General features: G+C 68.0%; 15 protein-coding genes and 2 pseudogenes. 13 read left to right on the top strand and 4 right to left on the bottom strand.

Annotated features, from left to right (window positions below; genetic code table 11):
- Positions 1-341: 341 nt before the first annotated feature.
- Positions 342-3,980, top strand: coding sequence for a chromosome segregation protein SMC (gene smc / locus AC6EUH_RS17205; protein ID WP_499739393.1), 3,639 nt, complete (start codon positions 342-344; stop codon positions 3,978-3,980).
- A 75-nt stretch (positions 3,981-4,055) separates the two neighbouring features.
- On the top strand, positions 4,056-5,279 hold the full coding sequence (gene ftsY, locus AC6EUH_RS17200) for a signal recognition particle-docking protein FtsY (protein WP_499739392.1): 1,224 nt from the start codon (positions 4,056-4,058) through the stop codon (positions 5,277-5,279).
- 119 nt (positions 5,280-5,398) lie between these two features.
- Here the strand turns inward: ftsY and AC6EUH_RS17195 are convergent, their stop codons facing one another.
- Together AC6EUH_RS17195 and AC6EUH_RS17190 are read right to left on the bottom strand one after the other, a co-directional pair.
- Positions 5,399-7,087 carry a hypothetical protein gene (locus AC6EUH_RS17195; RefSeq protein WP_499739391.1) on the bottom strand — a complete coding sequence of 563 codons (1,689 nt, stop codon included), beginning with the start codon at positions 7,085-7,087 and terminating at the stop codon, positions 5,399-5,401.
- A 72-nt stretch (positions 7,088-7,159) separates the two neighbouring features.
- Entirely contained in the window at positions 7,160-8,398 is a 1,239-nt protein-coding gene (locus tag AC6EUH_RS17190; RefSeq protein WP_499739390.1) for an MFS transporter, read from the bottom strand.
- A gap of 248 nt (positions 8,399-8,646) precedes the next feature.
- On the opposite strand from AC6EUH_RS17190, the gene AC6EUH_RS17185 reads away from it, so the two are divergent.
- Positions 8,647-10,020 carry an ammonium transporter gene (locus AC6EUH_RS17185; RefSeq protein WP_056426777.1) on the top strand — a complete coding sequence of 458 codons (1,374 nt, stop codon included), beginning with the start codon at positions 8,647-8,649 and terminating at the stop codon, positions 10,018-10,020.
- Positions 10,017-10,355: a P-II family nitrogen regulator gene (locus AC6EUH_RS17180; protein WP_024366371.1), complete on the top strand. Its 339-nt coding sequence runs from the start codon at positions 10,017-10,019 to the stop codon at positions 10,353-10,355. Before AC6EUH_RS17185 ends, AC6EUH_RS17180 begins: the two co-directional genes overlap by 4 nt.
- Positions 10,356-10,996: 641 nt before the next feature.
- Here AC6EUH_RS17180 and AC6EUH_RS17175 read toward each other — a convergent pair.
- Positions 10,997-12,388 carry a glucose-6-phosphate dehydrogenase gene (locus tag AC6EUH_RS17175; RefSeq protein WP_056426774.1) on the bottom strand — a complete coding sequence of 464 codons (1,392 nt, stop codon included), beginning with the start codon at positions 12,386-12,388 and terminating at the stop codon, positions 10,997-10,999.
- Positions 12,389-12,540: 152 nt separating this feature from the next.
- Here AC6EUH_RS17175 and ffh point away from each other — a divergent pair, with 152 nt between their 5' ends.
- On the top strand, positions 12,541-14,130 hold the full coding sequence (gene ffh, locus AC6EUH_RS17170; RefSeq protein ID WP_056426771.1) for a signal recognition particle protein: 1,590 nt from the start codon (positions 12,541-12,543) through the stop codon (positions 14,128-14,130).
- 59 nt (positions 14,131-14,189) lie between these two features.
- Positions 14,190-14,939 (top strand): alpha/beta fold hydrolase, encoded by a 750-nt coding sequence (locus AC6EUH_RS17165; RefSeq protein ID WP_056426768.1) that lies wholly within the window; start codon positions 14,190-14,192, stop codon positions 14,937-14,939.
- Here AC6EUH_RS17165 and AC6EUH_RS17160 read toward each other — a convergent pair.
- Positions 14,936-15,475 (bottom strand): annotated as a pseudogene (locus tag AC6EUH_RS17160) (phosphomethylpyrimidine synthase ThiC); the annotation flags it as partial. The gene AC6EUH_RS17165 and the pseudogene AC6EUH_RS17160 overlap by 4 nt on opposite strands.
- On the opposite strand from AC6EUH_RS17160, the pseudogene AC6EUH_RS17155 reads away from it, so the two are divergent.
- From AC6EUH_RS17155 to trmD, 7 genes and pseudogenes are all read left to right on the top strand, one after another.
- Positions 15,467-15,898, top strand: a pseudogene (locus AC6EUH_RS17155) (amidohydrolase family protein); the annotation flags it as partial. The pseudogenes AC6EUH_RS17160 and AC6EUH_RS17155 sit on opposite strands and share 9 nt — an antisense overlap.
- Positions 15,899-15,999: 101 nt before the next feature.
- Positions 16,000-16,875, top strand: coding sequence for a VOC family protein (locus AC6EUH_RS17150; protein ID WP_499739389.1), 876 nt, complete (start codon positions 16,000-16,002; stop codon positions 16,873-16,875).
- 495 nt (positions 16,876-17,370) lie between these two features.
- A complete protein-coding gene (locus tag AC6EUH_RS17145) occupies positions 17,371-17,808 on the top strand; it encodes a hypothetical protein (RefSeq protein ID WP_499739388.1) in 438 nt (145 codons plus the stop codon).
- Between the two features lie 215 nt (positions 17,809-18,023).
- Entirely contained in the window at positions 18,024-18,446 is a 423-nt protein-coding gene (rpsP, locus tag AC6EUH_RS17140) for a 30S ribosomal protein S16 (RefSeq protein WP_056426859.1), read from the top strand.
- 1 nt (position 18,447) lies between these two features.
- Positions 18,448-18,690, top strand: a complete 243-nt coding sequence (locus AC6EUH_RS17135) for an RNA-binding protein (RefSeq protein ID WP_056426755.1) — start codon at positions 18,448-18,450, stop codon at positions 18,688-18,690.
- A 129-nt stretch (positions 18,691-18,819) separates the two neighbouring features.
- Entirely contained in the window at positions 18,820-19,416 is a 597-nt protein-coding gene (rimM, locus tag AC6EUH_RS17130; protein ID WP_499739387.1) for a ribosome maturation factor RimM, read from the top strand.
- Entirely contained in the window at positions 19,417-20,298 is an 882-nt protein-coding gene (trmD, locus tag AC6EUH_RS17125; protein WP_499739386.1) for a tRNA (guanosine(37)-N1)-methyltransferase TrmD, read from the top strand.
- Positions 20,299-20,492 lie beyond the last annotated feature (194 nt).

Raw genomic sequence — 20,492 nt, 5'->3', positions numbered from 1 at the left:
GGGCGCTGCGTCGGTATCGGACCGGCACGTCATGCGCCGCCCCAGTGCCGCACCCCCCGGGGCAGCCAACCAAGTTTCCAGTTGTCCCTACACCGAGCTGCCGGCCACGCGCCATGCGCCCCTGGCAGAACACGGATCCACCTGCGTTCTGCCACGTCAGGCCGGCGTGAGCCCGCCGGCCCGAGCTGTGTCCAGCAACTCTTGGCGCCAGCCTATGGTCCGGTTCGGAAGCGCTCCAAAGGATTTCCTTGGGAAAAGCCTAAATCCGCTGAATTTGGTGCGGTGGCGGTAGATTTAGGGCAGGAACAGCCGTTTCCGCCAGCCAGGAGAACCGAAACACCTTGCACCTCAAAAGCCTGACCGTCCGGGGATTCAAGTCCTTCGCTTCGGCGACGACCTTCGAATTCGAACCAGGTGTCACCGCCGTGGTGGGCCCCAACGGCTCCGGCAAGTCCAATGTGGTGGACGCCCTGTCCTGGGTGATGGGCGAGCAGGGCGCCAAGACACTCCGTGGCGGCAAGATGGAGGACGTAATCTTCGCGGGCACGTCCGGCCGCCCGCCGCTGGGCCGTGCCCACGTCTCACTCACCATCGACAACAGCGACGGCGCCCTGCCGATCGACTACAGCGAAGTCACCATTGCCCGCACCCTGTTCCGCACCGGCGGTTCGGAATACGCCATCAACGGCGCCGGCTGCCGGCTGCTGGACATCCAGGAACTCCTCTCCGACTCCGGACTGGGCCGGGAAATGCACGTGATCGTGGGGCAGGGACAGCTGGACAAGGTGCTGCACGCCACGCCGGAGGACCGGCGCGGGTTCATCGAAGAGGCCGCCGGGATCCTCAAGCACCGCCGCCGCAAGGAAAAAACGGTCCGCAAACTCGAAGCCATGCAGGCCAACCTGGCCCGGCTCAGCGACCTCACCGGCGAAATCCGGCGGCAGCTCACGCCCCTGGGCAAGCAGGCGGAAGTCGCCCGGCGGGCCCAGACCGTCCAGTTCGAGGTCCGCGACGCGCGCTCCCGCCTCCTCGCCGACGACCTGGTCCAGCTGCAGTCGGCCCTGGCCCAGGACGTGGCGGACGAGACCGCGCTGAAAGCCCGCCGCGGCGTCGTCGGGCAGGAACTTGAGCTCGGCAGGCAGCGGCAGGCCGGCCTCGAACAGCTCGCCGCCGAGGCCACACCGAAGCTAAGCGCCGCCCGCGACAACTGGTACCAGCTCTCCGCCGGGCGGGAGCGGCTGCGCTCCCTAGGCTCGCTCGCCGAGGAGCGGCGACGGCTGCTGGGGGCCTCCGACGCCGTTCCCGATTCCGGCCGCGACCCGGACAAGCTCGATCGGCAGGCCGCTGGCGTCCGTGCGGAACAGGCCGGCCTGGAACGCCAGATCCTGGAGCGCCGCAGCACCCTGGACACCGCCACGGCCGCGAAGCAGGATGCCGAAAACGCCGCCGCCGCCGAGGACAGGCGCCTCGCGTCCCTGCTCCGCGCCGCCGCCGACCGCCGCGAAGGCCTGGCCAAACTGGCCGGGCAGGTGGGCGCCGCGCGCTCGCGGGTGGAGTCGGCGCAAGCGGAACTCGGCCGGCTCCGTGAGTCCCTCAAGGCAGGGGAGGAGCGCCGCAGGCAGGCCCAGAGTGAGTTCACGGCCCTCGAATCCCAGGTGGCCGGCGTGGAGGACGGCGAGGAAACCCTCGACGCCGACTACGAGGACGCCAGCGCCGCGCTGGACGCCATCATCATGGAGATTGACGCCCTGAAGGCTGCCGAACGTGAGGGCGACCGGGAGCGCGGCGCCCTGATTGCCCGCCGCGATGCCCTCCAGCTCGGCCTGAACCGCAAGGACGGCTCGGACCACGTGCTCGGCTCCGGGATCCCCGGGGTCCTTGGATCCCTGGCATCCATGATCACGGTGGAACCGGGCTTCGAGGCCGCCATCGCGGCGGCCCTCGGCGCCTCCTCGGATGCCGTTGTGGTGCAGGACGGTTGTGCCGCCGCCGCCGCGGTCCAGCGGTTGAAGGACGACGACGCCGGACGCGCCGCCCTGCTGCTCGCGGGGACGGACACCGCGCCGGCAGCTCCCCGCGCTGAGCTCAGAGGTGAGCTCCCCGGGAACGCCCGGTGGGCCTCCCTGCTGGTCACGGCATCCGGCCCGGCATCCGGCACGGCATCAGACAAGGAATCCGGTGCAGAGGATGCCTCCCGGCTGCCGTTGGCCGGACTGCTGGCTGGGATCGCCGTCGTCGACGGGCTGGACGACGCGGCGCAACTGATCGCGGCGCGTCCGGACCTGACCGCCGTGACCACATCCGGGGATGTCTTCACCGCGCTGACGGTCAGCGGAGGCTCCGCCAAGGCGCCGTCGCTGATCGAGGTGCAGGCCGCCGTCGACGACGCCTCTGCGCGGCTTGCCGCCGTGACCGCCGAGCTGGAACGCCAGCGGTTCGCCCTCGCCGCCGCGCAGGCCAAGCGTGCCGCGGCGCAGGACCGCGCCGATGCCGCCCTGGAACGGCTGCACGATTCGGACGCCCGGCTGGCGGCCGTCGCCGAGCGCCTGGGGCACCTGAACTCGGTGCTGCGCAGCGCCGTCGGCGAAAGCGAGCGGCTGGCCGCGTCCCTCGCCAAGGCCGAGGCCAACATCGTCAGCGAACAGGAAGCGCTCACGGCGGTAGCGGCCAGGCTGGCCGCCGCGCAGGAAGCACCGGCCGAGGAGGAGCCCTCCCCGGAACACCGTGATGCCCTGGCCCTGGCGGCGTCGCTGGCCCGCAGCGCCGAAATGGAAGCACGGCTGGCCCTGCGCAGCGCCGAGGAACAACTCACTGCCACCCGCAACCGGGCGTCGTCGCTCGAACGCGCCGCCGCCACCGAACGGCGCGCCCGCGAGGAAGCGGCTGAACGGGCCCGCCGCCGCCGGCTGCAGGCCAAACGCGCCGCAGCCGTCTCCGCCGCCGTCGGCCGGGTTATCGGCTTCATTGACGTGTCCGTGGAACTCGCCCGGCAGGAACGCGACAGTGCCGAGGAACGCAAGGAACAGATGGACGCGGAGCTGGCCGCCGTTCGGAACAGCAACGATGCGCTGGCCCGCGAGCTCGCCGAACTGACGGACTCCGTGCACCGTGACGAACTGGCCCGCGCCCAGCAGCGCCTGCGGATCGAAGCCCTCGAGCTCAGGAGCGTCGAGGAGCTGGGCCTGACTGCCGACCAGCTCGTGGCGGATTTCGGCCCTGACCAGCCCGTTCCCGTGCCGGCCGGGGAATCGGGGGACAAGTGGGCTGCGCTGCGCGCCCCGGTGGACGAGGACGGCCGCGAGATTGTGGCCGGCAAGCCCTTTGTCCGCGAGGAACAGGAGAAGCGCCTGAAGCGGGCCGAGCGGGACCTGTCCGCCCTGGGCCGGGTCAACCCCCTGGCGCTGGAGGAATTCGCGGCCCTCGAGGAACGTCACCAGTTCCTCAGCACCCAGCTCGAAGACCTCAAATCCAGCCGCAAGGACCTGCTGGACATCATCAAGGAAGTGGACGAGCGCGTCCAGAAGGTCTTCGCCGAGGCCTTCGAGGACACCGCGGCGCAGTTCGTCCGGATCTTCGCGCGGCTGTTCCCCGGCGGCGAGGGCCGGCTGGTCCTCACTGATCCCTCGGACATGCTCACTACCGGCATTGAGGTGGAGGCGCGCCCGGCCGGCAAGAAAATCAAGCGGCTCTCACTGCTCTCGGGCGGGGAACGATCCCTGACCGCGGTGGCCCTGCTCGTCGCGATCTTCAAGGCCCGGCCCTCGCCGTTCTACGTGATGGACGAGGTGGAAGCGGCCCTGGACGACACCAACCTGGGCCGGCTCATCACCATCTTCGAGGAACTGCGCGAATCCAGCCAGCTCATCATCATCACGCACCAGAAACGCACCATGGAAGTCGCCGACGCCCTCTACGGCGTCACCATGCGCGGCGACGGCGTCTCCACCGTCATCAGCCAGCGCCTCGGCGCCCAGGTCTGAGGCCCGGTCCGGCGCGCTCCCGTCGGCGTTTTCCGGGCTCCGCGACGGCTTTCCGGTTTGTGAGAAGCTAGGGGAGTGAACGACATCCTCCCTATTCTTCTGCCCATTCTCGCCGCCCTGGTGGTTCTCGGTGCGCTGATTCCGGTCCTCATGAAGACCCGGAAGAACATCACCAACTACCCCGAAAAGCGTGACGCGAACGATCCCGTGGAGCCGCGCGCCGGTGGCGGTACCCTGCTCGAGGACCGCCCCGCGCAGGCGCCGGACCGCGTGTCACCTGACGACGTAACTGTCACGGCCGACGTCGAGGGCCTGGAAACAGTCGAGGTCCCGGACAACGTGGCCGGCCTGGAAACCATTCCGGTGGAGACGCCGCTGCCGGTGGCCGGCCGCCTGATCCGCCTGCGTGAACGCCTGGTCAAGTCCAACAACATCCTGGGCAAGGGGCTGCTGGCGCTGCTGTCCGCGGACAAGATCGATGAGAACGTCTGGGACGAGGTGGAGGAGACCCTGCTGCTCGCCGACCTCGGCACCGAGCCCACCCTGCAGCTGGTTGACGCGCTCCGCGAACGCGTCAAGGTGCTGGGGACCCGCTCCCCGGAGCAGGTCAAGGCCCTGCTGCGCGAGGAACTCATCAAGCTGGTGGACCCCACGATGGACCGCAGCCTGCAGGTGGAGCGCCACGCCAACAAGCCCGCCGTCGTGCTGGTGGTGGGCGTCAACGGCGTCGGCAAGACCACCACGGTGGGCAAGCTCGCCCGCGTGCTGGTCGCCGAAGACAAGGATGTCCTGCTGGGTGCCGCGGATACCTTCCGCGCCGCCGCCGCCGAACAGCTCGCCACCTGGGGCCAGCGCGTCGGCGTTCCCACGGTGAAGTCCGACGTCGACGGCGCGGACCCGGCGTCCGTCGCCTATGAAGCGGTCAAGGCCGGCATCGACCAGGAAGTCGACGTCGTGATGATCGACACCGCCGGCCGCCTGCAGAACAAGACCGGCCTGATGGACGAGCTCGGCAAAGTCAAGCGCGTAATCGAGAAGCTGGCCGAGGTGGACGAGGTGCTCCTGGTACTGGACGCCACGACGGGACAGAACGGCCTGAACCAGGCCCGGGTCTTCGCCGAGGTAGTGAACATCACCGGCATCGTCCTGACCAAGTTGGACGGCACGGCCAAGGGCGGCATTGTGGTGGCCATCCAGAAGTCGCTGGGTGTCCCGGTGAAGCTGATCGGCCTCGGCGAGGGCGCGGACGACCTCGCCCCGTTCGACGCCGAGAACTTCGTCGACGCCATCCTGAACTAAGCTCGCCGCGGTACCTCTAAATGCCGAGGTACCTCTAAAGCAGCAGTACCGTCTTAAACCCCGCTGGCTCCCAGTTGTTGTCGAAACGACAACGACTGGGAGCCAGCGGTTTATGGTGACTAGTGCTTGAAGTTCAGCACCGTCACCGTTCCGGCCGTCAGTTTGAAGGTCTGCGTCTGTGAACCGTATTTGAAACCTTCAACGGTGGCGCGGCCGGCGAGCGGAGTCGGATCGGACTTGGCGCCGTCGATCACCGTACTGTCTTCGGCCGCGTAGCTGGGCCCGGACAGCTGGGTCATGGTTCCCGTCAGCGCCGGCCCGGGCAGTTCGAGGGTGACCTGGGTCTGGGCCGCCTTCTCCGGGTCGTTCTTGTTGACGATGACAACCGTGGTGCTGCCGTCCTTGTTCTGCAGCGCGTAGCTGTTGGACAGCCCGCCGCCCTTGCTGTCGAGGCCGAGGAACTTGCCCGGCTCCAGGTCGGCCACCATCGCCATGCCAAAGTAGTTCGCCCGGGGGGCCATCTCGCCGTTCGGCTTGAGGTAAGCGCCGCCGCTGCAGATCACGGACATCGGCGGCCCGCCTTTGCACGTCAACATTGAACTGTGGAAGCCCAGCCGGGTGATGCCAAGGCGGGCGGCATTCAACGCATAGTCCGCGGCCCACAGGGCCGTCGAATGGGTTTTGGTGGTCTGGTTGGAGCCGGGGCACGCGGACATGCCCGTCTCCGCAAGCCAGGTCTCAAGCCCGGCCGATTTTGCGGCGTCGAGGGCGTGCTTCTGATAGTCCTCGGCGCGCTGGTGGGTCGCCGCGCCCAGCAGGTTGGGGATAGTGGGGAAGGCGTTCGACTTCGAATCCTTGCAGCTGAAGAGCGGGTAGTTGTGGAACGACAGAACCTTCTTCTGCGGAAGCTCGGCGTCGATAAACGGCTTCCACCATTTCTGGTCGTACACACCGGGCCCGGAGATCACGACGCCGGGGGCGGCCGCGTGGATGGCTTCGGCATAGGCCTTGAGCTCCACGGCGTATTCCTCGATGCCATAGCTGGCCGGGCGCAGTTTTGTGTAGGCAAACCCGTTCGGTTCGTTGCCGACGGTGAAGCTCAGCAGCCTTTTGCCAAAGATCCGGGACGCGTGCTTGATCATGTCCGCGGCCCGGGCGGGATCGTAGTGTCCCAGGTCCACGGTGAGGCTGATCTTGGCGTTGGTCGCGTCCAAGAGGGTGGCGACGCGTTCCAAGTCCTGGGGGGTGACCACCTTGGCGGGGTGGGCCTTGTCTCCTTTGTAGTTTGCCGGCAGCGTTTCGCCCGAGGAGGTCCAGAAGAACCGGCGGTCGACGGCGTTGCCGCCGAAACGAAGCACGGTGTCGTCGGAGTCCTTGAGGAGCGTCACCATCGAGGCATTGGCGGAGCTCAGGGTGGGATCTGCGAGGTCGGTCGCTTCCAGCGAAATTCCTACAGTGCCCTTGTTCAGGGTGGTTCCTACGGGCTCGTTCTTGACCGTCAGCTCCAGCGGTTCCACTTTCTCCAACGGCGAGCCGGCGGGGGGCGGTGTCTGCTTGTAGTAGGTGACTGCCGGTGCCTTGCCAAGCGGAGTGGCCGGCGTGGTCTGCGTCGGCTTGACCTGGGGCGCGGCGTCGGCGTTCCCGGAGGCCTGGTTCGGGTTTCCGGACACGGTGAGCAGGACGGCGATCAGAGCAACGACCGCCAGGGCCGCGATCACCCCGATCAGCCGCAGCCTGGCCCTGCGGGAGGGGCGGGGCCTGGTGGAGGCGGGCTCCGTGCCGTTCGGCGGATGGTCAGTATCGGGCATGACGGATTCTCCAGCAGTTGTGGTTGGTTTGCACCCAGCCTAGCCAATACCGGAAGGCCCGCCGACCGCGACTCAGGACGACGGACGCTTGAACGTCTCCCGGGCCAGGAGCCAACCGGCGGCGGCCGCCACCAGGACGCCGCCCGTGACGCCGAAAGCCCAGCCGTAGCCCAGCCGGTCTGCGAGGAGCCCGGCCAGCACCGGGCCGATGATCGCGCCGGTGTCGGCCGTCATCTGGAAGATGGCGAGCACGCGGCCGCCGGAACGCTCATTACCGATCACATCGGCCATGGCCGCCTGCTGGGCCGGGCCCAGCAGACCCGAGCCAATGCCGGCCACAGCAGTGGCGAGGAGGAACCACAGCAGTTCGTGCGTGAAGCCGATGGCCGCCGTCGCGGTGCCCGTCACCAGCAGGCCGGAGATCATCAGGGGTTTCCGGCCCAGGCTGTCCGCGAGTTTGCCGGAGAACGTCAGCGCCACGGCGTTGGCCGCGGCGAACACCGCCAGGGCCCAGCCCGCCGATTCCGGCCCCGCGTTCAGGGCGGCGACAGCGAAGAGCGGCACCGTGGCCATCCGCACGCCAAAAGTGGCCCAGCCGTTGGCGAAGCTGGAGAACAGTCCCGCCCGGTACGCGCTGTCCCGGAGTGCCTCGCGCAGTTCCATTGCCGGCGCAGTGCTGCCGCCCGGGCGGGAGGCGGCCGGCACGTGGCTCAACTGCGTCTGCACCACCAAGGCGGCCAGGACCAGGGCGGCCGCGTAGACAAGGAAGGGCACGCGCAGGCCGAACCCGGCCAGCAGGCCGCCCACCACCGGCCCGCACACATTGCCGATCAGGAAGGCCGAGGCGTATGCCCCGGAGACCCGGCCGCGGCTCTCCGGCGGCGCCAGCCGGACCACAAGGGCCATCGACGCGACCGTGAACATCACCGAGCCTGCACCGCCGAGGCCGCGGAAGACCAGCAGCTGCCAGTAGTCCTGGGCGAAGGCGCAGGCCGCGGTGGATACCGCAACGATCAGCAGGCCCGCCACGTACACCGGCCGTTCCCCGAGCCGGACGATCAGCGCCCCGCCGGCGGGGGCGAACACCAGCCGCATGAACGCGAAGATGCTCACGATCACAGCGGCCGCCGTCGCGCCGACGTCGAACGTGGTGGCGAACTGGGGGAGGACCGGGGCCACCAGGCCGAAGCCGAGGGCGATGAGGAAGGCCGCGACCAACATCACCTTGATGTCGCGGGGCAGCACCGGCTTGCCGGTGTTCCGGGCAGTGGTCTGCGGCGGGGAACCCGCGGGGCGGGGGGTCTTACTCATCGTGATGGCTTCCTGGCGATGCGGGCGTGCGGGAGAGGCGGTGTTGGAACGCGTGAAACATAACCGTAACAAGAAGGATTTACACCATTTACTTCCGGGAGGTTCTTGTAACAACCCGGCAATCTAATTCCTCCACCGGCGAAACACGCCACGGACAAACTCTTCTTAGAACGCAAACAGCGTTGAGGCATGCGGAGAACTCCGCAAAACACCCAAAAGATTCGCTTCTAAAAGGGAGGACGTGCACCATGGAACTTACCGCAGGTCACGTATGGCTGATGGTGGCAGCAGCGCTCGTGCTGTTCATGACACCAGGACTCGCATTTTTCTACGGCGGCATGACGCGCGCCAAGGCTGCACTGAACATGATGATGATGAGTTTCATCTCCATCGGCATGGTCGGTGTGGTCTGGGTGCTCTGGGGCGCCTCGATGAGCTCAGGCGAGGGCTTCATGCAGATGGTGGGCAACCCGTTCGCCACCTTCGGGCTGGAGGGCATCGACACTCCTGACGGACTCATCAAGGTGGGCTACGCAGCCACCTTCGCCATCATCACCGTCGCCCTGATCAGCGGCGCGATCGCTGACCGCGCCAAGTTCGGCGCCTGGACCGTCTTCGTCCCTGTCTGGGTCACGCTGGTGTACTGCCCGCTGGCTTACATGGTCTGGGGCGGCGGGCTGTTCGGCCCGGAAGGCGCAATCGGCCAGGCTCTCGGCCCGGCGATTGACTTCGCCGGCGGCACGGTGGTCCACATCAACGCCGGTGTCGCCGCGCTGATCCTCGTGCTGATCATCGGCAACCGCAAGGGCTTCGGCAAGGACCCCAACCACCGCCCGCACAACATCCCGTTCGTGATGCTCGGTGCCGCGATCCTGTGGTTCGGCTGGTTCGGTTTCAACGGCGGCGCAGCAACGACGGCGGAGCAGGGCGGCCTGATCTGGGTCAACACCCTCGCAGCCCCCGCAGCGGCCATGCTCGGCTGGCTCATCACGGAACGCATCCGCGACGGTCACCCGACATCGCTCGGTGCCGCCTCCGGTGTGGTTGCCGGCCTGGTTGCCATCACCCCGGCCTGCGCCAACGTCAGCCCGATCGGCGCACTGTGCCTCGGCGTCGTCGCCGGTGCGGCATCCGCCCTCGCCGTCGGCCTCAAGTTCCGCTGGGGCTTTGACGATTCGCTCGACGTCGTCGGTGTCCACCTGGTCTCCGGCATCATCGGTACCGTCGCTCTGGGCTTCATTGCCCTCCCAGTTGAGGGTGTCGGCGGCGGCCTCTTCTACGGCGGCGGACTCACACAGCTCTGGGCCCAGCTCGCAGCTGCCGGTATCGCTATCGCGTACTCCGCAGTGATGACCGCGATCATCGCCTACGCCATCCACAAGACCATGGGCTTCCGGGTCTCCCAGGAGCAGGAAGTGGTGGGCGTTGACCTCAGCCTGCACGCCGAAACCGCATACGAATTCGGTGTGGGCGGTCACGGCGGAAGCTTCACCCCGCTGCACGAGCTCATCACCGGCAAGGCCCAGGGCGCAGCCACGGCAGCCCCGGCTGCCGAGACGGTGGACGCCTCGTCCAATGGCAAGAAGACCGCAGCAGCAGGCAAGGAAAGTGTGGAGGCATGAAACTGATCACAGCAATCGTCCGGCCGGAAAAGCTCGACACCATCCGCGAAGGGCTCGAAGCCTACGGCGTGCAGGGCCTCACGGTCAGCGCCGCCAGCGGCTACGGCAGGCAGCGGGGCTACACCGAGGTGTACCGCGGCGCCGAGTACAACGTGGACCTGCTCCCCAAGATCCGGGTAGAGGTCCTGGCCACCGACGAACAGGCGGACGACATCCTCGATGTCATCATCGCCAGCTCGAACACCGGCCGGGCCGGAGACGGCAAGGTCTGGACGATGGATGTGTTTGAGGCAGTACGGGTCCGCACGGGTGAACGCGGATCGGCTGCCATCTAACCAGCAGCTACGCGCCACTCAGCTTCAAACAAAACAGCGGGCCGGGAACCTGAAAAGGTACCCGGCCCGCTGTGTTGTGCCCGCTGGCTTCGGGATAACGCCCGACGGCGGGCCGCACCTTCCGCCGCTTCCCGGGGCGCCCCGGCACGCGAGTGGTCCATCGGCGCGCGGGGGTCTGGCGCGGCGTTCGACGTGCCTGGCGACGCGCGGAGTGTCCATCGACGCGCAACGGGCCCCTCGACGCGTGAATTGTCTGACGCGGCGGTATTCGGGTGTCGTCAGGTTAGTTGCGCGTCGTGGAGGGGGAATCGCGTCGCCAGGAGATGAGGTCGGCCAGCACCCGCATCTCCACGCTGCACAAACGGCCTGGTGCTGGGCGAAGTGTCCATCGACTAGCGATGTGCTTGCCGTTGCACAAAGGGCGCGGCGCGCCGCGATTGGTCCGGCGCTGCGCCAATTGTCCGGCGAGGCGTGCAGGTTCTGGCGATGCGGAAAGTGTCTGACGCGGCGGTGTTCGGGTGTCGTCCGGCTGATTGCGCGTCGTGGAGGGTGAACCGCGTCGCCAGAAGGCCCGACGCCGGCCCGCACCTGTGCACCCCCACCACCCACACCCGCACCAGCCCGCGGATGGTCGGCGCCCGTCAGTCCGCCTGCCAGCCTTCCGGCCCGTCGCTCCCGGCGGCGTACTCCTCCAGCGGGGCGCTGTCCCTGGCCCAGGCCTTGAGGACGGGCTCCAGGATCCGCCAGCAGTCTTCCGCAGTGTCGGCGCGGACGGAGAGCAGGGGGTCGCCGGTCAGGACGCCCTCCAGGACCTCCCCGTAGGGCAGCAGCTCGGAGCCGCTCAGTTCGGCCTGGAGGGTGGCGCGGTCCAGGCTGAGGACGTCGCCGGGGCCGTTCACATCGACGTCGAACTGCAGGGTGTCCGGCCCGAAGCCGATCCTGAGCTGGTTGGGGGAGTCCACGCCGGTGAAGCCCCGGGGCAGGTGCGGCACCGGCCGGAACGTCACCACGGCTTCCTTGCGTTTGAAGCCCAGGGCCTTGCCGGAGCGCAGGATGAACGGGACGCCCTGCCAGCGCCAGTTGTCGATCTCCACCACCACCTCGGCCAGCGTCTCGGTGCCGCGGGCGGCGTCGACGCCTTCTTCCTTGGCGTAGTCCGGCACTGTCCGGCCGCCGATCGAGCCCGCGGTGTACCGGGCCCGGCGGGTGCTCTTCGCGTAGGGGGCCTTGATGCTGCTGGCCCGCAGCACCGTGGCCACGGCGTCGCGGAGGTCCCGCTCATCCACCGAGGCGGGCGGTTCGATCGCCATCAGGGCCATGATCTGCAGAAGGTGGCTCTGGATCATGTCGCGCAGGGCGCCGGCGCCGTCGTAATAGCGGGCGCGCCCCTCCAGCGCGAGGTCCTCGTCGAAGACAATTTCGACCTTTTCAATGTGCCCGCGGTTCCACACCGGCTCCAGGAAGGTGTTGGCGAAGCGCAGTCCCAGGATGTTCAGCACCGTCGCCTTGCCCAGGAAGTGGTCCACCCGGTGGATGTGGTCCTCCGGGACCAGGGCGGCCAGGGTTTCATTGAGCTGGCGGGCGGACGCCTCGCTGGAACCGAACGGCTTCTCCATGACCAGGCGCGTCCCGGCGGGCACCTGGCCCGGGTCCAACGCCTCGCAGGCCAGCTGACTGACGCGTGGCGGCAGCGCGAAGTAGACGGCCACGGGCCCCTCCAGCTGCGCCAGCAGGCCGGCGAGCTGCCCGTCTGCCGTGACGTCCAGCTGGTGGTAGCTGGTGGATTCCCGGATCTGCTTCAGCTCCCGACGGCCGGACGCGCCGGCCTGGGAGGTGGCGTCGGCGAAGGACTCCTCGAGGCGCTCCAGCCACTGGTCCGGGGTCCAGTCATCCGAGCCGGCACCCACCAGGGTCAGGCCGTCGGCGCGGCCCCGGGACACGAGCCGGGCGAGGCCCGGCAGCAGGAGCCTGCCGGTGAGGTCGCCCGAGGCGCCCAGGATGAGCAGGGTTTTCACTGTTGTTTGGCTGGTCACCTAAGTCAGCATGCCATCTTGAACGCGCGTCTTGGTACCCTAGATAGTCGAGTCCCGTTGTCGAGGCGGTTCGTTCAGGCGAACTTCAGTCGCGACGCTGGCGTGCCGCACCGGCCGCCATCCGTAGATCCACTGAAAGAAGTGCACGGCGCGTGTTCAATTCACTCTCTGACCGGTTGACAGCAACCTTCAAGAATCTCCGTGGCAAGGGCCGCCTGACCGAGGCGGACGTTGACGCCACAGTCCGCGAGATCCGGCGTGCCCTCCTGGACGCTGACGTTGCCGTGCCCGTGGTCCGCGAATTCACCGGACGGGTGCGCGAGCGTGCCCTCGGCGCCGAGGTGTCCGCGGCGCTGAACCCGGGCCAGCAGATCGTGAAGATCGTCAACGAGGAGCTCGTCGAGATCCTGGGCGGTGAGACTCGCCGGATCCGCCTCGCGAAGACCGGTCCCACCATCATCATGCTCGCCGGCCTGCAGGGTGCCGGTAAGACCACCCTGGCCGGAAAGCTCTCCAAGTACCTCAAGGCGCAGGGCCACAGCCCCATGCTGGTGGCCTGTGACCTGCAGCGCCCCAACGCCGTCACCCAGCTCCAGGTGGTGGGCAAGCGCGCCGGGGTGCCGGTCTTCGCCCCGCACCCGGGCGCCACCTCCACCGAACTGGAGCACCCGGCGGGCGACCCGGTCTCCGTCGCCCGCGCCGGCGTCGAGGAAGCGCGCCGCACGCTGCACGACGTCGTGATCGTTGACACCGCCGGCCGGACCGGCGTCGATGCGGAGATGATGGAGCAGGCGCGCCAGATCCGCCGCGCCATCGTTCCGAACGAAGTGCTGTTCGTGGTGGACGCCATGATCGGCCAGGACGCCGTCAACACGGCCATGGCCTTCGACGAAGGCGTCAACTTCACCGGCATTGTGCTCTCCAAGCTCGACGGCGACGCCCGCGGCGGTGCCGCGCTCTCGGTTTCCTCCGTCACCGGCAAGCCCGTGATGTTCGCGTCCACCGGCGAAGGCCTGGACGACTTCGAACTCTTCCACCCGGACCGTATGGCCTCACGCATCCTGGACCTCGGTGACGTCCTCACCCTGATCGAGCAGGCTGAACAGAACTGGGACAAGGACGAAGCCGCCCGGATGGCGAAGAAATTCGCCGACCAGGAGGACTTCACCCTGGATGACTTCCTGGCCCAGATGCAGCAGATCCGCAACATGGGTTCCATGAAGAAGATGCTCATGATGATGCCCGGAGCGCAGAACATCCGGCAGCAGCTGGAGCAGTTCGACGAGCGTGAAATCGACCGTGTCGAGGCGATCGTCCGGTCCATGACACCGCACGAACGCGTCGCGCCAAAGATCATCAACGGCTCCCGCCGGGCCCGTATTGCCCGCGGTTCCGGTGTGCACGTCTCCGAGGTCAACGGCCTGCTGGAACGGTTTGCCCAGGCCCAGAAGATGATGAAGAAGATGGCTGCCGGCGGCGGAATGCCCGGAATGCCGGGGATGCCCGGCATGGGCGGCGGCGGAGGTGCCCGCAAGGGCGCCAAGAGCGCGCCCAAGAAGAAGGCGCGTTCCGGCAACCCGGCCAAGGCCGCGCAGGAGCTCAAGGACGCTGAGGCCCGGCGTGCCGCGGGCGCCAAGGCCCTTCCGACCGGTGCCTCGTTCGGCCAGCAGGGCGGCGACTTCGATGCCTCCCAGCTGAACCTGCCCAAGGGCTTCGACAAGTTCCTGGGCGGCGGGAAATAGGCCCTGCCGGCCGCAATGTCGCCGGCCCCGTTGCGGGGCCGGTGCCATAGGGTTAGACCATGTTCAAGCAGCGCGTAGTCTTCGTCCACGGGGCGGGCAGCTTCGGCGCTGCGGCATGGCCGAAACAGCATGGCATGGCGCTGAGCTACGACGCGCTGTTCCTGCGCCGCCACGGGTTTGACCCGGTCGCCGAGCCGCTGGAAACCGACTTCGCCGCCGATGCCGCCATCGTCCTGCGTGCCCTCGCCGACGACGGCCGCGGCGAGGCCGGCGGCCACGTCGTCGCGCATTCCCAAGGTGCCATCGCGGCGATGATGGCCGCCGTCGAACGTCCCGACCTGGTGCAGTCGCTGACCCTCGTGGAACCGGCGTGCCTCTCGCTCACCGCGGAGCTGCCGGCCACCGCGGCGCACCGGGCGCTGATGCAGCCGCTTTTCGAGGTCCGCCACCACCTGGGCGACGAGGATTTCCACCGAGAATTCGTCCGCCGGGTGTTCGCGGCCCACACCCCCGCGGAAGCGACCCTCGGCGCCCCGCGCCCGGAGGACCAGCGCGAGGCGCGCCGCCTGCGCCTGCAGGCCCCGCCGTGGGAGGCCCCGCTGCAGATCGTCCCCGGCGTCCCCACCCTGGTCCTGACCGGCGGGTGGGAACCGCTCTACGAAGAGATCGCCGGCTACCTGCGGGAGACGGGCGCCCTGCACCGCACCGCGGCGGGCGGGCACCGGCCCCAGGATTCAGCCGAGGGCAACCGGGTCATCCGCTCGTTCATCGCCGACGTCGGCCGGCAACAGCACGCGCACGCGTCCTAGCCGGTGGCAGGTCCGCCCACCGCAGGCGCCGGCAGGTAGACCTTGCCGCCCGAGGCGAGGAACTCGCTGCTCTTCGCCCGCATGCCCGCCGCCACCGCGGCCTGCGGGTCCGCCGGGCCGTTGCTGCCGGTGCCAAATTCGTCCCGGATGTCTTGGCTGATCCGCATGGAACAGAACTTGGGCCCGCACATCGAGCAGAAATGGGCCGTCTTGGCCGGCTCCGCGGGGAGCGTCTCATCGTGGAAAGCCTCGGCCGTCACCGGGTCCAGGGACAGCGCGAACTGGTCCCGCCAGCGGAACTCGAACCGTGCCTTGGACAAGGCATCGTCGCGTTTATGCGCTCTTGGATGGCCCTTGGCGAGATCGGCGGCATGGGCGGCGATCTTGTAGGTGATGACCCCGGTCTTCACGTCGTCCTTGTTGGGCAGTCCGAGGTGTTCCTTGGGCGTGACGTAGCACAGCATGGCGGTGCCGTAGCGGGCAATTTCGGTGGCGCCGATCGCGGACGTGATGTGGTCATAGCCAGGCGGTTCGTCGAACAGGGCGTGCCGATCGTCCCGACGCTGATCAACATTGCCACGTTCCCCGAGATCGCCGCCCAGGCCGAGGCCAAGTTCCCGCGCTATGCGGCGCACATGCGCGCTCTCTGGGAGCGGAGGGCCGAACGCGTCCTGGCAGCCTTCGAAGCCGGCGTCACGATCTACGCCGGAACGGACGCCGGCAGCGTCATCAAACACGGGCGCATCGTGGACGAACTCCAGGCGCTGCATGCCGCCGGACTCCCGGCCGGGGCGGCACTCGACGCCGGCGCCTGGGCCGCGCGGGACTGGCTGCGGGCGGACGGCATCACCGAGGGCGCCAGCGCCGACGTCCTGGTCTGCGCCGAGGACCCGCGCCTTCATCTGGCCACCCTGCAGAACCTGGAGAAGATCGTGCTGCGGGGGCAACTGGTCCGGTAGGAACCTGCCGGCTCCATTAGGAATAAATTGAAGCTTCAAGTAATTTATATCTATGAAGGGTCATCGACGGACGGTGGCCCCCGTAGCACCGGAGCGATGAAATGACCCCAGAAGCCAGCACCCAGGATCTCCTTCCCGCCGAACTCACCATGGGCACTGTGATGCTTAAGGTCGGCGACATGAAGCTCATGACCGACTACTACCAGCGCGCCCTCGGCCTCGACATCGTGGCCGAGCAGGACGGCGGCCTCTACCTCGGCCGGCGGCAGAAGCCGCTGGTGCACCTGGCCCCGGCGCCCGGGCTGAACCTTCCCTCCCGCGGCGAGGCCGGCCTCTTCCACACCGCCCTGCTGTTCGAGGACCAGTCCTCGCTGGCCGCCACCGTCGCCAGTGCAGCGCAGTTAGAGCCGCAGTCCTTTACCGGCAGCGCCGACCACCTCGTCAGCGAGGCCTTCTACTTCAATGACCCCGAAGGCAACGGCATCGAGCTCTACTGGGACCGGCCCCGCGACGCCTGGTCCTGGGACGGCAAGAACGTTGTGATGGACAGCCTCGCCCTGCCGCCGCAGCGCTACCTCGAGCAGCACCTGACCGAGGCGTCCCTGGCCGGCCAGCGCGAGGCGGAGGCCGGCGTCGGACATGTCCACCTGCAGGTGGGCGACGTCCAGTCGGCGCAGGACTTCTACGTCGGCACCCTCGGGTTCGAAAAGACGGCGGGCTGGCACGGCCAGGCACTGTTCGTTTCCGCCGGCGGATACCACCACCACATGGCCATGAACGTTTGGAACAGCCGCGGCGCCGGTCCGCGCCGCGACACCCTGGGCCTCGGCGAGGTGCTGATCGAAGTACCGGCCGGAGACGACCTCGGATCCCTCGCCGACCGACTCAAGACCGCCGGCGTCCAGTCCCACCACACCGGAGCCGAACTTCGCTTCGAAGACCCGTGGCGTAACCGGATCCGCGTCGCCGTCCGCTGAGTGCCGGTCTTTCCTTGCGACGCCGGCCTGCTGTACTCGGAGTGCTGGACTTTGTCGCCCTGACTTCAGGGACATGTCCAGCGCAGGAGTCAGCGAACGGACAGAGTGGGTCTATGTTCATTCGCGCAGGCCAGGGGAGGGCATGTCCCGTCCGGGCGCCGGTGTGGCTGGCAGCAACGCGGAGCATGTCCACTTTTCGCCGGCAATAACGCGGAGCATGCCCACGGGGCGCGGCCAGGAATGGACAAAGTGGCTTCATGTACATTGGCCACGGCCAGGGGAGGGCATGTCCCGTCCGGGCGCCGGTGTGGCTGGCAGGAACGCGGAGCATGTCCAGTTCTCGCGGCCAGGAACGGACATGGTGGGTCTATGTTCATTGGCCGCGGCCAGGGGAGGGCAAGTCCCGTCCGGGCGCCGGCGTGGGCTGAAGCGGCTAGGCTGAAGCGACGCCTCAAACAGCGGACCAGCGCCGCCGAACAGCTAAGGACGAGTTCCATGGGATTCACCGAAGTCTTTGTCTCCACGCACGTCGAAGCCCTCAAGCGTGCCGCCGCCCTCGACGGCGGGGCCGCTGCGGCAGCCGGGGCCGTCCGGATCGCGGACATCACCGACTTCGAAGTCGAGCGCCTGGGTGACCTTGCCGGTACTGCCGTCCACGCCTCCGGAGCCGATTACGAGCTGGCCATGGTGGATGTGGCCAGCGACTCCCTTCTCGGCGTGCCGCCGGCGATGGTCCGCGCCCTGGCCGAGCTGCTCACCTATGAGACGGAGGGCGAGGAGGTCGTGCTGGACGACGTCGCCGAATCCTGGGCCGCCGAGGAGGACATGCCTTTCGGTGCGGAGCAGGCTGCGCGCTACGTCCGGCAACTCGCCGAACTGGCCACCGCCGTCGATCCCGCCAGCAAAACCGGCCTCTACGTCTGGACTTCCTGACGCACCTGGGGCACTGACAGGCCACTGAATGGACCGGTTGCGGGTGTCAAGTCGAAATCCCGCCGCTGATCTGGCACAATAAACAGGTACTCGATCTGCGTGGCCCCTCTCTCCGCGTCTGGATCTTGTCCTTTTAGAACCCCCTAGTATGGCCCGCCCCACGGGTGCAGAACGCCGGGCTCGACCCCGTTTCAGAAACAGGAGTGACCACAAAAGTGGCCGTAAAGATTCGCCTTAAGCGCTTTGGCAAGATGCGCGCACCGTACTACCGTATCGTCGTCATGGATGCACGCTCCAAGCGTGATGGCCGTGCCATCGAAGAGATCGGCAAGTACCACCCGACCGAAGAGCCCTCGTACATCGAGGTCGACACGGACCGTGCCCAGTACTGGCTCGGCGTCGGCGCACAGCCGTCCGAGCAGGTTGCCGCGATCCTCAAGATCACCGGTGACTGGCAGAAGTTCAAGGGTCTCCCGGGCCAGGAGGGCACCTTGAAGACCAAGGCTCCCAAGGCTGCCTTTGTTGCCCCGGAAAAGGGTTCCGTGATCATCCCGGAAGCCATCACCAAGAAGGCCAAGAAGGACGACGCAGCCGAGGCTCCCGCCGACGCCGAAGCAGAGACCACCGAGGCTGAGTAAATTGCTGGCAGAAGCGCTCGAACACCTCGTCCGCGGGATCGTTGACAGTCCTGAGGATGTCAAGGTCAGTGCGAAGAACAACCGCCGCGGGGACACCCTCGAAGTGCGCGTTCATCAGGACGACCTCGGACGGGTGATCGGACGCCAGGGCCGCACTGCACGCGCACTGCGCACTGTGGTGGCAGCACTGGCGGATGGCGAGCCGGTCAGGGTCGACGTCGTCGACACCGACCGCCGCCGGTAACGCTTTCAGCAACACTTGTCTTGAGTCCGGCCCCTTCACCAGATAATGGTGGAGGGGCCGGACTGTTTTCCCCGGATTTCCGGTCATTACCAGTAGACCCAGACTCACCAACCCCGAACAGAGGAACAGATGCAGCTTCAGGTGGCACGAATCGGCAAGCCCCACGGCATCCGCGGCGAAGTAACCGTCCAGGTGCTCACCGATGCGCCCGGCGACCGCTTCGTCCCGGGCACCATGTTCGTGGTTGAGCCAGCCTCGGCCGGCCCGCTCACCATCCTCAGCGCCCGCTGGAACAAGGACATCCTGCTGCTCGCGTTCGAGGAGATTGAGACCCGCAACGAGGCGGAGACCCTGCGCGGCGCCAAGCTGTTCATCGAAACCGAAGACCTCGACGACGATGACGACGACGAAGGCTGGTACGAGCACGAGCTCGAAGGCCTGGAGGTCCGCGTGGGTGACCAGGTGGTGGGCAAGGTTTCCGGCCTCCACACCCTCCCGGTCCAGGACCTGCTGGTGGTTACCGCGACCGACGGCAAGGAAATCCTGATCCCCTTCGTGGAGCAGATCGTTCCCGAGGTCAACGTCGGAGAGGGCTATGTGCTGGTCACCCCTCCGCCGGGCCTCTTTGACGTCAACGCCGAGGAAGAGGCCAAGTCCGGCGACGCGCAGACGTCCGCAGCCGCCGGCACCTCCGGAGACCGCGCCGACGCCGGAGACAACGCCTAAATGAGGATCGACGTCGTCAGCATCTTCCCCGAATACCTGGCCCCGCTGGAACTTTCGCTGATCGGCAAGGCGCGCCAGGACGGCCTGCTGGAGCTGAACGTCCATGACCTCCGGGACTTCACCACGGACCGCCACCGGACCGTGGATGACACCCCGTACGGCGGCGGCGCCGGCATGGTCATGAAGCCCGAGCCGTGGGCGCAGGCGCTGGCCACGGTAGCGGCCGCCGGCCAGCACGCGGCCGGCGAGGACACTTCCGGGCAGGGCGCTGCCGGACCCGACGCCGCCGGACAAGCGGAAGCCGGGCCGGAAGCGTCGAAGCCGGTCCTCATTGTTCCGTCGCCGGCGGGGGAGCGCTTCACCCAGGCCGCGGCCCATGAACTGGCCGGAGAAGACCGGCTGGTGTTCGCCTGCGGACGCTATGAAGGCATCGACGAGCGCGTGATGGAATGGGCCGCCGAGCACTTCACCGTGCGGCCGATGAGCCTGGGCGACTACGTCCTGAACGGCGGTGAAGTGGCGGTGCTGGCCATGGTGGAAGCCATCGGGCGTCTGCTGCCCGGCGTCGTCGGCAACCCCGAGTCCCTCGTGGAGGAATCGCACTCGGACGGGCTGCTGGAGTACCCGGTCTACACCAAGCCTTCCAGCTGGCGGGACCGCGACGTCCCGGCCGTGCTGCTCAGCGGCAACCACGGCAAGATCGCCCAGTGGCGCCGGCACGAACAGTACCGGCGCACCGCCGAACGGCGCCCGGACCTGCTGGAGGAGTTCGACGCCGCCAAGCTGCCCCGCGCGGACCGCACCGCTTTCGCGGACCTCGGGTACGACGTCGTCGACGGTCACCTCAAGCGCCGCGCCGACGCCGTTGGGGACTCCGCCTGACCGGATTGGCTGGAAGGCCCCGGGTGTGGCAAAATTAGTCCTTGTGCCTGCTGGGTGCGAACCTGCCACAGGGGGAGCGTCACCAACAGCGCGGCACCCCGGCCGCCGCCAAGTCCTGGCGGAGCCGGATCGACAAATTTTCGGCGGGAATTTCCGGGCCGCATCCGCGCCCGGGCTTGGCCGCCGTGACCCAA

The sequence above is a fragment of the Arthrobacter sp. 001422645 genome (assembly GCF_059816125.1).
The sequence above is the reverse complement of the archived record's forward strand: the minus strand, read 5'-3'. Positions and strand labels throughout refer to the sequence as shown.